Origin of the sequence: Leekyejoonella antrihumi (assembly GCF_007845645.1) — a bacterium.
GTDB lineage: Bacteria > Actinomycetota > Actinomycetes > Actinomycetales > Dermatophilaceae > Leekyejoonella > Leekyejoonella antrihumi.
This window is the reverse complement of sequence record NZ_VCQV01000005.1, coordinates 128,763-141,752: the sequence shown is the minus strand read 5'-3', so window position 1 is coordinate 141,752 and position 12,990 is coordinate 128,763. Positions and strand designations below refer to the sequence as shown.

The window sequence follows — 12,990 nt, the reverse complement described above, 5'->3', positions numbered from 1 at the left end:
GACAAGAGGTGCTGGTGCAGGTACGCGGTCACCGGACGGTATACCTGAGAGTTTTCTGTGAGTCGACGGGCCAGGAAGAGGTGCGGTGACGATGCGCGAACAGCCGGCTGCGGACGGGGCACCGGAGGGGGTCGGCGTCGAGGCGCTCAGAACGGCGCTGGTAGAGGGGTTCCCGCAGCTGCTCGTGCGCGTGGGCGATGCTCTTGCCGGCAGCTGGCCGGACTATGCGGAGTACATCGAGGAGCATCTGGACCAGCTGTCCTCGGCGGCCGACCTGGTGGTCCCGCGCCTGTTGTCCGGTATGCCCGCATCCGCGGCCGGCGCCCCCAGCGGCGAGCGCCTGGTGCCCATAGGCGGCGACGGGGCCGACGTGGTCGACCGGGATCCGATGATCGCCAACCTGTTTGAGCAGGTCGGTCGTATGCACTTCCTGCGTGGGCAGGACCTCACAAGTCTGCTTACGGCATACCAGAGTGGAGCCCAGGTGGCCTGGGACCACATTGCGCGGGCGGCCATGTCGGCGGGCCTGGGGACCCAGCACGTGAGTGATCTCGCCGAGACGCTGTTCCTGCTCGTCCACGACATCTCCGTCTGCACGTCCCGGGGTTTCGTGAGTGAGCAGTCGGACTCCGCCATGGCCACTCAGCGTGCGCGCGCGGAGCTGACCGGCGCGCTGATGTCGACCGTGGCCGACTCGTTCAGCATCCAACAGGCGGCGGAGCGCGCATCGTGGGCGGTGCCCGAGTCGGCGGCCTTCGTGATCGTCGGCCTGGAGAGCGACGATCATGTGGGCCACGGCATGCGCAGCGACCCGGAGTGGCTGTTTGTCCGTGTCGAGGGTGTGGTCGGCCTGATCGTGCCATGGGTGGCCGGAGTTCGCGCACGGCTTGCCCGGGTGCTGGAGGGCCAAGGCGTCGTGGTGGGACCGCCAGTTCCGGTCGTGCGGCTGCGCGGCAGCTTCAGCGTGGCGCGAAGCGTGCTGCGACTCAAGCGCGCCGGGCTCATCGAGGGCGACGTGACCTTCGCCGACGACCACCTCGACGTGCTGTTGATCCACCGTCAGCCGCAGGTGCTCGAGGCGCTTCGTCGACGGGTGCTGGCGCCGATGGACGACCTCCCCGAGGCGACGCGTGACCGGTTGCTGGACACCTTGACCGCATGGCTCTTGCACCTCGGATCGCGTGCGGCGGTTGCGGACGAGCTGCACATCCATCCGCAGACCGTGCGCTATCGGCTGGATCAGCTGCGCGAGGTGTTCGGCGACGCCCTCGACTCTCCCCGTGAGCGGGCCAAGCTCTTCCTGGTCCTTGCCTGGGGCGCGCCTCGAGAGTTCGAGGAGGACGGCTGACCGGGCGCCGTGGGTCGGGCCGCCGGCGTGTCCTGCGGCCTCGGGGTGCGGGCGAGTGCAGTGCGGAAACCGGTGCGCAACCCGTCGGCGACGTCGTGCGCGTCGAGCACGTCCGGATCGGTGGTGATGCCGATCCCGAGCTTTCGGCCCCACGTCAGTGCACCGACCGTGACAGGTGCGCCTGGCGCGGGCGGAAGCAATGGGTAGACCTCTGCCATGGTCGCGTTCGCGAGGGTGAACATGTCGCCGGGTGGTCCAGGGATGTTCGACACGATGCCATTGAAGAAGCGGCGTCCGTACACCGTGTGCGCGAACGCCCGCCGCCCCGCCGCCGGCACCATGCGTAGCGCCGAGGACATGACCCACCGGGAGGCGAGCGCGCGAGTAGGCGAGCGTAGGGCGCGCGAGAAGGTGGTGACCTCTGGCAGGAGGTCGGTCGGGTTCGCAGCTCGGGCGGGTGCGTTGATGATGACGGCAGCAGTCGAGTTGGCCGCATCGCACGCGCCCGGCGCTTGAAGCAGGACCGGCACCGAGACGCGTAGACGGTTTCGACAACGCTCTGTCAGCTGCGGACTCGCCGCGGCAACGGCAGATCCCACGAGGGCCAGGAGCAGCTGGGTGACGGTTACCTCGTGCTCGTGCGCCAGCCGACGCACCTCATCGAACTCGAGCTGGACGGTGCCGAGTGAGGTTCGGCCCGCCCCCACATCGAGGACGACGGAGGGTTTGCCATCCGTCGCGAGCTGACCCAGGCCTGCGGCGATGGCCAGGACGGACTGCAGCCGCCCCGGTGGTCGGTGCTGGGTGGCTCCCGGATCGACGGTCGGCCGGACCAGGGCGAGCACTTGGTCGACCCCGCCGACGCCATCGGCCATGCAGTGGTGCATCAGCACCACGAAGGCCGCTCGGCCGTGGGGAAGCCCGTAGATCATCGCGATGCGCCACAACGGCCGGTCCCTGGGGAGGCGCTGGGCATGGAGGTGCGCAACGACGCCATCCAGCGCCTCCTGATCGCTGCCGGGCGGCAGGTCGATCTGGGTGATGTGCAGATCCCAGTCCATTGTGTCGAGCCCGGCCCAGCGAGGGCGCCGACCGCTCGTGTCCAAGGCGGAGACGAAACGTGGGTGTGCGGACAGGTTGTCGCGCGCGAGATCGCGGATGTCGTCCCGGGACGGACAGGTGCCTCCGCCAGGATCGAGAATGACGTAGCCGCCGACGTTCTGCGCGTTGGGCCCGTCCTCCACGTTGAGAAAGAACTCGTCCGCGGTGGCCAGTTGACCCGGCTCCGCGGTCCACGCCTCGGCGGCCAGGACGGCGACCGCGACGACTGCTGCCGCGCCGACGGCATCGAGGAGGTAGTGGTTTGCCGTGGCCAGCACAACGACCACGGTCACGGCGACGTGGATGGCGCTGACCAGCTGAAGCCAGTGAGCGTGCGACAGGCGCGCGAGCATCACGCTGACCCACAGAGCCCAGGCGATGTGTAGCGACGGCATCGCCGCGAGCTGGTTGGCATGGGCGACCAGCGGCGACCCCCATGAGCCGACGGTGGCATCCTGCGCGACCGTGTCGACGAATCCCGACCGGAGCATCCGCGGCGGCATCAACGGGAACGACACGAAACACCCGAATGCCAGCAGGTTGAGGATGACGAAGCTGTTGCGCGCCAGTCGATAGACCGCCGGTGTCTTCCAGTAGGCGAGCACCAGCATGAGCAGCGCACTGATGACGTAGGTTGTCGCGTACTCGTAGTTGGCCGCGACGGTCAGGGTGTGATGCGGCACGATCGCGCCGTTGAGCCAGCGCTCGACGTCGAGGTGCAGCCGGGTCTCGACCCGGCTGATCCACTGGGCGTTGCGCTCCGCGGCGTGGGTGCGTCCCGAACCACCGAGGCTGTCGACGACCAGGTAGAGCGCGAACAGGCCGAGTCCCAGCAGCAGCTCCCGCCATACCGGCGGGCGTCGCGGGCAGGAGGTGGTCGTCGGCTCCACCCCCTCGTCCTAGCACACGGGCAGCGGCACCGTCAGGAGGTGGCGATGGTGAAGTTCGGCATTCGGCGGATCCTGGACCAGCCCCATGCGGTGCACACGGCAATCGAGGCCACCGTCAGCGTCGAGCTGAGCAGCCCCCGCGACAGCAGGCCGGCGCCGAGGCCGAGCCGAAGAAATCCGACGCTCATCGCGGCATCGATGAGTCTGGAGACACCCCACAGCACGCACACCTGGGTGAACATCCGCCGTGCGAGGCGATCGTGGAAGAGCGCCTGTGGCAAGGCGATGAAGTCGCGTGCGAGATGCATGGTGATCGGTCGCCCGATCGCCGCGCTGCCGAGGAAGAGCACAGCCATGAACAAGGAGCCTGCGATGGGCTGCAGCAGGAACACGTAGACGCTGGACAGCGCCAGCGCGATGGTGGTCCGCCCAACAAGCATGCCCACGGCGAGCAGGAGGGTCCGTGGCACCCGCGCCGAGTGATGCAGGCGCAGCCCGACCGTGAACGCACACCAGCAGAGGACCGCCGCCAGACCCCAGATCTTGCCGAGCGTCATGATGCCGCCGTAGAGCAACAGCGATGGCACCATCACCGTCTCGACGAGCAGCCGTCCGCCACGCACCGCAGAGTCTCGAACGAAGGCGCGATCGATAACCAGGCGCGCAGGGTCGGGCCCGGTGCGCTCGGTCCGCTGCATGGGCCGTATGATGCCAGGCTTGCCTGTGAACAGAATGTCAACGTGGGTCCGGCGGAGCGACCCGGATCTGTTCGCCGAATCGGGCGGCGAGGCCGCGGTAGGCCCGTGGTGCGGTGTGGCGTGCCACGCCGACCGCGCGCAACCAGCGAGGTGTCCAGATCTCTGCTGCATCCTGCTCGATCATGTGGACGACGGCGCTCGCGACCTGCGTCGCCGGAACCGGGCGCGGTCGCCCGCGGTTGTAGGCCTGCCCGCGCCGGGCGAAGAACGGGGTGTCGATCACCGCGGGCACAGCGACGCTCACACCGACTCCAGTGCCGATGGTCTCCAGGCGGAGCGAGTCGGCGAAGCCGTCCAACCCCGCCTTCGTGGCGGCATACACCGACTCTCCGGCCACGCTCGTGCGACCCGTCACCGAGCTGATGAAGCAGACATGCCCGGTCTGGCGACACAGCATCTGCGGGAGGAGAGCCTGCGTCAGCAGGATGGGTGCGGTCAGGTTCAGCGCGACCAGGCGGTCGATGTCGAGGTTCGTCATCTCGGTGAACGGGCCGGCCCACCCCTGCCCCGCGTTGTTCACCAGCAGGTCGACGTGGCCGTCGACCGCGAGTGCCTGGCGGGCGATGTCGTCGATCTGGTCGGGACGGGTCAGGTCACCCAGCACGACCGTGCCCTCGATCGCTCCGGCAACACCGTTCGCGCGGGCGGAGTCGCGGCCATGGACGAGGACCTGGGCGCCGGCGGAGGCCAGAGCGCGGGCGACCGAGGCACCCAGGCCCGAGGAACTGCCGGTGACGAGTGCGACCACGCCGGTCAGCTGCATGTCGACTCCTCACGAGTGGGGCTGCAGTCAGCCTACTGATGACCTCCGGCGGTGAACCAGACCGTGGTGTCGACGGGTACGACGCCTTCGTCGACGGGGCCGCTCGCGGCCAGCAGCACGGCGTCATCAGGCAGGGGGAGGGGCGCCCCGCCGAGGTTGAGCAGCACGCGCACTCGGCCCTGCACCGTGGCGTTCTCGAACGAGACAACGTCCTGACCGGCATCCAGCCAGATGAGTGAGCCCTCGCCGAGGTGGTGCTCGGCCCGGGTTCGCAGCAACAGCCTGTAGAGCTCGAGGGTCGACCCCTCGCGGCCGTCCTGCTGGTCGACGGCGAGCTCACCGTAGACCTCAGGTTGAGGCAGCCACGAACGGCCTGTCGGACCGAATCCATAGGTGGGTGCGGCTTCTTCCCAGGGGATCGGCACCCGGGCGCCGTCCCGCCCGCGCTCCGCGTGCCGGGTGCGCTCCCAGGTCGGGTCCTGCCGCGCAGCGTCGGGCATCGTGGTGTGCTCGGGCAGGCCGAGCTCCTCGCCCTGATAGAGGTAGGCGCCGCCGGGCAGGGCCAGCATGAGGGTCGTGGCCGCGCGGGCCCGCCGCAGACCGAGGACCGGGTCCGGCTGGGGATCACCGACACCGATGCCGTTGGGGCGGGGTGTGCCGATCGGCAGGCCGAGGCGACTGGCGTGCCGGACGACGTCGTGGTTGGACAGGACCCAGGTGGTGGGCGCGCCGACGCCGTCATTGGCCTCCAGTGAGCGGGTGATGTTGCGATGCAGGCTCCGCGCGGTCCAGTCCGACTGGAGGAAGTCGAAGTTGAAGGCCTGATGGAACTCGCCGTCCCGGACGTAGAGCGCGGCGCGCTCGGGCGGGTCGACCCAGGCCTCCGCGCACATCACCCGGTCCTGCGCCGCGTCATGGTCGACGGCGGATGGAGGGTTGTAGGAGTCGAGGATCTTCCGCCAGGACCGGTAGATCTCGTGCACCGGGTCCTGGTCCCACATCGGCGGACGGTCGAGGTCCTTGTCGACCAGGTCGAGCATGTTCATCGGGCCGCTCCAGTCCGGCAGGCCGGGCGCCTTGACCAGGCCGTGTGCGACGTCGACTCGGAAGCCGTCGACGCCGCGGTCCAGCCAGAAGCGCAGCACGTCCTCGAACTCGTGGCGCACGTCGGCGTTCTGCCAGTTGAAGTCGGGCTGCTTGGCGTCGAAGAGGTGCAGATACCACTGTCCGGGGGTACCGGGCTCGGCGGCCCGGCTCCAGGCCGGCCCACCGAATACGCTCTGCCAGTTGTTCGGAGGCTCGCCGCCCCCCGGTCCCGAGCCGTCGCGGAACATGTAGCGGTCGCGTTCGGGGGAGCCTGGGGCGGACGCCAGCGCGGTCTGGAACCAGGGGTGCTCGTCGGAGGAGTGGTTCGGGACCAGGTCGACGATGACCTTCAGCGCAAGGTCGTGGGCGCTCTTGATCAGCAGGTCTGCGTCGGCGAGGCTCCCGAAGAGCGGGTCGATGTCCCGGTAGTCCGCGACGTCATACCCGGCATCGGCCTGCGGAGAGGTGTAGAAGGGCGACAACCAGATGGCGTCGACGCCGAGCGCGCGGAGGTAGGGCAGGCGCGTCGTGATGCCCGCGAGGTCGCCGATGCCATCGCCGTTCGCGTCGGCGAACGAGCGCGGATAGATCTGGTAGATCACCGCGCTGCGCCACCAGGCGCCGCCCTGATGCGCGGTGTGCAACACGTGATCGGCACGGTCGGAGAACGTCGAAGAAGTCACGGGAGACCAGTCTGAGACTCCGGGCGGGGTGCTGTCCAGCCGGGTACGCGTGCCCGACAGGTTGTCACGGATTCGGCGGTGCCGTGCCGGTCACTCGTCGGGCGCGTTCACCAGCGAGTAGGCCGCGCGGGTGAAGTAGTCGCGCATCATCGAGTCGTGCAGCTCGTCCAGGTCGAGCGTGTCGACGGCGTGCAGCATATGGGTCAGCCAGCGGTCGCGCTGGGCGGTCGTCACGGCATACGGCACATGGCGCATCCGCAGGCGGGGATGCCCACGCTGCTGACTGTAGGTGGTGGGCCCGCCGAAATACTGCTCGAGGAACATCCGCAGCCGCACCTCGGCCGGACCGAGGTCCGCCTCGGGATACAGGGCGCGCAGCTCCGGGTCATCGGCCACCCCGAGATAGAACTCGTGCACCAGCCGGTGGAAGGTCTCCGGACCGCCCACCTGGTCATAGAACGTCTCTGCCGGCAGCTGCGCACTCACGCGCACAGTGTGCCAGCCCGCGTCCGCCGTCAGGTTGCTGGGCCCTTGGCGTAGGGCGGCAGCTCGGGACCCTTGACTCCGGCGGCGTCGAAGGCCTCCTTGGCTCGCCGACGCAGCTCACGGGTGACGCCATACTGCTGCATGGGCACGCACTTGGCGGTCATCCGGAGGTTGATCTCACCGGCGGCAACGGACTGCACTCCATTGACGGTGGGCGTCTCGAGCAGCAGCTGGTGCCACTCCGGCGCGTCGTCGAGGTCCTGGGCGATCTGCTCCAGTGCACGGGTCGCGATGTCGACCGGTTGGTCGTAGCCGATCGGGATGTCGATCAGCGCGGTGGACCAGCCCTGGGACCGGTTGCCGATTCGCAGGATCTCGCCGTTGCGCAGATACCAGACAGCGCCTTCGAAGTCGCGGATTCGGGTGATGCGGAGGGTGACCTCCTCGACCGTGCCCATGAGATCGCCGGTGTCGATGACATCACCGACGCCGTACTGGTCCTCGACGATCATGAAGATGCCGGAGAGGAAGTCCTTCACGAGGCTCTGCGCCCCGAAGCCCAGAGCCACACCGCCCACGCCGGCGGAGGCCAGCAATGGGCCGAGAGGCACCCCGACCTCGGCCATGATCGTCAGTGCGGCGATGCCGAAGACAACCAACGAGGTGACCGAGCGCAGCACGGACCCGGTGGTCTCCGCGCGCTGGGCTCGACGTTCGTTGTCCAGCCCGGCGGCCTGGCGCAGCACCCGCGCGGCACGCGGCGACTCGGACGGGGGACGCCTGGGGCCGTGCGAGATCATCGACTTGACGACTCGGGAAATGGCGCGATGGATCAGCCACCGGAGGACCACGGCGCACACGATGATCGCGATGACCATCAACGGTGTTCCGATGAGCCAACCGGTGACGCTGTCCGGGGAGTTGTCGACCAGGTGCAGATGCGGCATGCGCCCCATCCTCCCAACTCGCGACGAGCCTGCCTGCATGTCGCACGATGCGAGACGCTCTGCCAGACTGCGGGCATGCCCGACGCCGCACCATCCGCCCTTGCCCAGCTCGCTCGCGCACATGGTGTCGCAACGGACTACTGGGACTGGCAGGGCAGCCGCATCATGGTGTCCGACGACACCATCGTGTCGGTGCTTGCCGCGCTCGGGGTCGACGCCTCGAACGACGCAGCGGTGCTGGCCGCACTCGAGGGCTTCGCCGAGAGCGCCTGGCGCCGGGTGCTGCCACGGGTGGTGATCTTGCGGGAGGGATGGACCCCATGGGTTCCCGTGCATGTGCCGGACGGCAGTGAGCTGCTGGCTCGGATGCACCTGGAGGATGGTGACCTGCGCGACCTTGCGCAGGTCGAGCACTGGGTCGAGCCGCGCACCGTCGACGGGGTGCTGATGGGCGAGGCGACGCTCGAGCTGCCGGGCGACCTTCCACTTGGATATCACCGACTCGAGATCGACTACGGCGACCAGTCCGCGTCGACGACGGTCATCGTCACGCCCCCGCACCTGGAGCTTCCCGGGACGCTCAAACGAGACCGGGCGTGGGGACTGCTGACGCAACTGTATGCCGTGCGTTCCGACCGCTCGTGGGGCATCGGCGACGCGGCCGACCTGGCCGAGCTGGGGACGTGGGGTGCGCGCCAGGGCGCGGACTTCGTGCTGGTCAATCCGGTGCACGCGGCAGAGCCCGTCCCGGCCATGGAGCCGTCGCCCTACCTGCCCACCTCGCGGCGCTTCGTCAACCCGATGTACATCCGCGTCGAGGAGGTGCCGGAGGTCGGCTACCTGTCGGCTGCCGAGCACCAGCTCGTCGAATGGCACAGCGACGACGCCCGGCGCCTGAACCACCTCGATCGACTGGACCGCGACAGCAGCTGGCAGGCAAAACAGGCCGCGCTGCGAATGATCTTCCGCACGGAGCGAACCCACCGCAGGCGCCGCGACTTCGAGGTGTTCTGCGAGCGGGAGGGGCAGGGACTGGTCGACTACGCCACCTGGTGCGCCATCGTCATGGACCGCGGGCTGCCTTGGGAGGACTGGCCGAAGGAGCTGCAGGACCCGCGGAGCGACGCCGTGACTGCGGAGCGCGAGCGACTGGCCGGCGACATCGAGTTCCATTGCTGGCTGCAGTGGGTCGTCCAGGCCCAGCTTGCCGAGGCACAGCGAGAGCTGCGTGCGGCGGGTATGCGGCTCGGCGTCATCCACGACCTGGCCGTCGGCGTGCACCCCGACGGCTCGGACGCGTGGGCACTGGGCGATGTGCTGGCGCGGGACATCAGTGTCGGTGCACCGCCGGACGACTACAACCAGCTCGGGCAGGACTGGAGCCAGCCACCATGGCGACCGGACCGGCTCGCCGAGCTGGGCTACGCGCCCTACCGCGAGATGCTGCGGACGATCATGGCGATGGCCGGGGGGGTGCGGGTGGACCACATCATCGGCCTCTTCCGCCTGTGGTGGGTGCCGCGTGGACGACCGGCCACCGAAGGCACCTACGTGCAGTACGACCACGAGGCGCTGATCGGCATACTTGCCCTCGAGGCGCATCGAGCCGGTGCGCTGGTGATCGGGGAAGACCTTGGCACGGTGGAAGACTGGGTCCGAGACTACCTGGCCGAGCGCGGGGTGCTGGGCACCTCGATCCTGTGGTTCGAGCGTAAGGACGGCGTCGCACCGCGAGCGCCGGAGACCTATCGGGAGCTGTGCCTCGCGAGCGTGACGACGCACGACCTGCCGCCGACCGCGGGATACCTGCAGGGTGAGCACATCGCGGTCCGTCACGAGCTCGGACTGCTGACGCGTCCGCTGGAGGAGGAGATTCGCGCCGATGACGCTCAGCGCGAGGCCGTGCTGGCCGAGCTGCGCAGGCGTGGTCTGCTCGGCGAGAAGTCGACCATCGAGGACCAGGTCGGTGCACTGCACCGCTACCTCACCTGGTCGCCCAGCCGGCTGATCGGGGTGTCCGTGGCCGACCTGGTGGGGGACGAACGGACGATCAACCAGCCGGGCACCGATGAGGAGTACCCGAACTGGCGGCTGCCCATCGCCGGTCCGGACAAAGTGGCGCTGACGCTGGACGAGTTGATGGTGTCGCGGCGCGCCAAACGGCTCATCCGCTGCGTCACCCGCAGGGGCCGCTGAACCTCAGGCGAGCGGTGTTGGCGGAAAGTGATGCTGTAGCAGCACTTTCCGCCAACACTCAGGCCTGTGCATCGCGTGCCTGAGCTCGTAGCGCCCGGGCCACCCCATCGCGGTTCTCGGCGACGATGCGCGCCAGGCCGTGCGGCGCGTCGGCGTTCTGCGCGAGCCAGGCATTCGATGCATCGAGCAGCTCTCGGCTGGCAAGCGCCGACGGATAGGCGAAGGTCGCCACCCCCGACGCGATCGCGAACGTGCGGTGCTCCCAGAGGTGCGTGAGCATCGCGTGGTACTTCTCGACATACGGTGCCAGCAGCTGCGGGTCGTGCACGTGACCGAAACCCGCTGCGATCGCCATGACCGTCTGGTTGGGCACGCCCTCCACCTCGACGAGCTGGCGCCAGGCCTCCGCCTTCGCCTCGGCTGTCGGGTATGCCGCGCGCACCTGGGCCGCACGCTCCTTGCCGGTGGACGTCGGGTCGGCTCGCAGCTCCGCGTCGACCTCGCGATCATCGAGGGCACCCGCTGCAGCGAGCGACCGCAGGAGGGTCCACCGCATCTCGGAGTCGATCTCGAGGCCGGCCAGCTTGGCGGTACCCTCGAGCAGCCCGCGCACATACGCGACGTCGTCGTGTCGGTGTGCCAGGGTTGCGAAAGCCTGGCACACCTGCAGCTGCGCGTCGCTGCCCGGTGTCGCCGCCACCAAGGAGCTGCGCAGTGCCTTGGTCACGTCGTCGATCGCCTCCTTCCGGTGCTCCGGCGCCGTGTAGGCCGAGGCGGCAGTCCGCGCCTGCGTCAGCCACATCCGGCGGACGGCGGATCCCGTCTCCCCCGGGAGGGCGGCGAGTGCGAGGTGGAGGAACTGCCGGGCGCCCATCTCGGCGTCACGAGTCATGTCCCACACCGCGCCTTGCGCAAGTGCGCGCGCCAGGGGGTCGCTGAGCGCGTCCGGGTGGTCGAGCAGAGTCTGCAGGGAGCGCGGATCGAGCCTGATCTTCGTGTAGGAGAGGTCGTCGTCATTGACCAGGATCAGGTCCGGCGCCTGCTTGCCCACCAGGGCGTCGAGAGTGGTACTCGCGCCTTCGACGTCGAGCTCGAGGTGCTCCGTGCGTTGCAACGCATGCCCCTGCAGCGTGTAAAGGCCGACGACCAGTCGGTGCGGGCGCAGCGTGGGGTGATCGGCGCTCGCAGTCTGCTCGATCACGGCCCGCGTGATGGCGCCGTCATCATCGGTCTGGATCACCGGGCGGAGCGTGTTGACGCCGGCGGTCTGCAGCCAGGTCTTCGACCAGCCGCCCAGGTCGCGTCCGGAAGTGGCCTCGAGCTCGGTCAACAGGTCTTCGAAGACCGTGTTGCCCCACTGGTGTTTTGCGAAGTAGGCACGGAGGCCGCCGATGAACGGCGTGCGCCCGACGTAGGCGACGAGCTGCTTGAGGACGGACGCCCCCTTGGCGTAGGTGATCCCGTCGAAGTTGTTGTCGACATCGTCAAGCGTTGCCATGTCCGCGTAGACCGGGTGTGTCGATGAGAGCTGGTCCTGGTTGTACGCCCACGTCTTCTCCATGCTGCTGAACGTGGTCCATGCCCCCGTCCAGTGCGTCGCCTCGGCCTGACAGATGTTGGCCGCCCACTCGGCGAACGACTCGTTGAGCCACAGGTCGTCCCACCAGGTCATCGTCACCAGGTTGCCGAACCACATGTGCGCCAGCTCGTGCAGGATGGTCAGCGCGCGACGCTCGATGAGCGCCTCGGAGACCTTTGCGCGGAAGATGTAGGTCTCGGTGATCGTGACGGCGCCGGCGTTCTCCATCGCACCCATGTTGTACTCGGGAGTGAAGATCTGGTCGTACTTGCTGAAGGGGTACGGCTGATCGAACTGCTCCTCGAAGTAGGCGAATCCGCGCTTGGTGCAGTCGAAGATGTGCTCGGCATCCAGGTGGGGAGACAGCGACCTGCGGCAGTAGATGCCGAGCGGGATCGTCCCACCCCTGGATGCGACGGAGTCGCGAACGACGTCGTACGGGCCCGCGATGAGCGCCGTGATGTAGCAGCTGATCCGTTCGGTCGGCTCGAACGTCCAGGTGGCCGAAGGCTCCTGCTCACCCTTGGGGTTGGTGTAGACGGCGGCGCTCGGTGTCGCGTCGGGCGTCGGCTGGTTGGAGATGATCGCCCACCGCTTCGGTGCCCTGACGGTGAAGGCGAAGGTCGCCTTGAGGTCGGGCTGTTCGAAGACAGGGAACATCCTGCGGGAGTCGGCGACCTCGAACTGGCTGTAGAGGTAGACCTCGTCGTCGGTAGGGTCGACGAACCGGTGCAGTCCCTCTCCGGTGTTCATATAGGTCCCGGTGGCCTCGATGACCAGCTCGTTGCGCGCGGCCAGTCCCGGCACCGACACTCGCGCGCCGTCATAGTGGGTCTTCGGGTCCAAGGCGACGCCGTTCAGGGTGATCGTCTGGACCGAGTCGCCGAGGAAGTCGACGAACGTGTCGGCGCCTGGGGTGGCGGCGCTGAAGGCGATCGTCGATCGGGTGCCGAAGGTGGTCGGACCGGAGGTCAGGTCGAGCGACACGGCATACGAGTCGACGTCGACGAGCAAGGCGCGGTCCCGCGCCTCCTGACGGGTGAGGTTCTTGCCAGGCACGAACAGGCTCCACAGGGTGTTGGGGGCTGGGTCCTGCTCATCCTTGCACGGCGGTGCGGTGGCAGGATGAGGGTGTGAGTATCGCTAACCGCAG

At 68.6% G+C, this 12,990-nt stretch carries 9 protein-coding genes; 2 read left to right on the top strand and 7 right to left on the bottom strand.

Annotated features, from left to right (window positions below):
• Positions 1–91: 91 nt before the first annotated feature.
• Complete coding sequence (locus FGL98_RS05590) at positions 92–1,348, top strand: PucR family transcriptional regulator (RefSeq protein WP_146315742.1); 1,257 nt, start codon at positions 92–94, stop codon at positions 1,346–1,348.
• On the opposite strand, the gene FGL98_RS05585 is transcribed toward FGL98_RS05590, so the two are convergent.
• The 6 genes from FGL98_RS05585 to FGL98_RS05560 form a co-directional block, all read right to left on the bottom strand.
• Positions 1,240–3,339 (bottom strand): bifunctional phosphatase PAP2/O-acyltransferase family protein, encoded by a 2,100-nt coding sequence (locus FGL98_RS05585; RefSeq protein WP_146315741.1) that lies wholly within the window; start codon positions 3,337–3,339, stop codon positions 1,240–1,242. The genes FGL98_RS05590 and FGL98_RS05585 overlap by 109 nt on opposite strands.
• Positions 3,340–3,371: 32 nt before the next feature.
• The gene (locus tag FGL98_RS05580; RefSeq protein WP_146315740.1) at positions 3,372–4,037 is read right to left on the bottom strand and encodes a DUF3159 domain-containing protein; all 666 of its coding nucleotides are present in this window, start codon (positions 4,035–4,037) and stop codon (positions 3,372–3,374) included.
• Between the two features lie 37 nt (positions 4,038–4,074).
• Positions 4,075–4,860 carry an SDR family NAD(P)-dependent oxidoreductase gene (locus tag FGL98_RS05575; protein WP_146315739.1) on the bottom strand — a complete coding sequence of 262 codons (786 nt, stop codon included), beginning with the start codon at positions 4,858–4,860 and terminating at the stop codon, positions 4,075–4,077.
• A 32-nt stretch (positions 4,861–4,892) separates the two neighbouring features.
• Positions 4,893–6,629 carry a glycoside hydrolase family 13 protein gene (locus tag FGL98_RS05570; RefSeq protein ID WP_146315738.1) on the bottom strand — a complete coding sequence of 579 codons (1,737 nt, stop codon included), beginning with the start codon at positions 6,627–6,629 and terminating at the stop codon, positions 4,893–4,895.
• Positions 6,630–6,719: 90 nt separating this feature from the next.
• On the bottom strand, positions 6,720–7,115 hold the full coding sequence (locus FGL98_RS05565) for a globin (RefSeq protein ID WP_281289151.1): 396 nt from the start codon (positions 7,113–7,115) through the stop codon (positions 6,720–6,722).
• A gap of 29 nt (positions 7,116–7,144) precedes the next feature.
• Positions 7,145–8,062: a mechanosensitive ion channel family protein gene (locus tag FGL98_RS05560; RefSeq protein ID WP_146315737.1), complete on the bottom strand. Its 918-nt coding sequence runs from the start codon at positions 8,060–8,062 to the stop codon at positions 7,145–7,147.
• A 75-nt stretch (positions 8,063–8,137) separates the two neighbouring features.
• Here FGL98_RS05560 and malQ point away from each other — a divergent pair, with 75 nt between their 5' ends.
• Positions 8,138–10,258, top strand: coding sequence for a 4-alpha-glucanotransferase (gene malQ, locus FGL98_RS05555; protein ID WP_146315736.1), 2,121 nt, complete (start codon positions 8,138–8,140; stop codon positions 10,256–10,258).
• Between the two features lie 58 nt (positions 10,259–10,316).
• Here malQ and pepN read toward each other — a convergent pair whose 3' ends face one another.
• Complete coding sequence (gene pepN / locus FGL98_RS05550) at positions 10,317–12,896, bottom strand: aminopeptidase N (RefSeq protein ID WP_146315735.1); 2,580 nt, start codon at positions 12,894–12,896, stop codon at positions 10,317–10,319.
• Positions 12,897–12,990: the final 94 nt, after the last annotated feature.

What these genes read in the sequence shown, in the direction of transcription:
- FGL98_RS05590 (WP_146315742.1), top strand. Translation starts at nt 92, where the DNA reads ATGCGCGAACAGCCGGCTGCGGACGGGGCACCGGAGGGGGTCGGCGTC.
- FGL98_RS05580 (WP_146315740.1), bottom strand. Translation starts at nt 4,037, where the DNA reads ATGCAGCGGACCGAGCGCACCGGGCCCGACCCTGCGCGCCTGGTTATC.
- FGL98_RS05575 (WP_146315739.1), bottom strand. Translation starts at nt 4,860, where the DNA reads ATGCAGCTGACCGGCGTGGTCGCACTCGTCACCGGCAGTTCCTCGGGC.
- FGL98_RS05560 (WP_146315737.1), bottom strand. Translation starts at nt 8,062, where the DNA reads ATGCCGCATCTGCACCTGGTCGACAACTCCCCGGACAGCGTCACCGGT.
- malQ (WP_146315736.1), top strand. Translation starts at nt 8,138, where the DNA reads ATGCCCGACGCCGCACCATCCGCCCTTGCCCAGCTCGCTCGCGCACAT.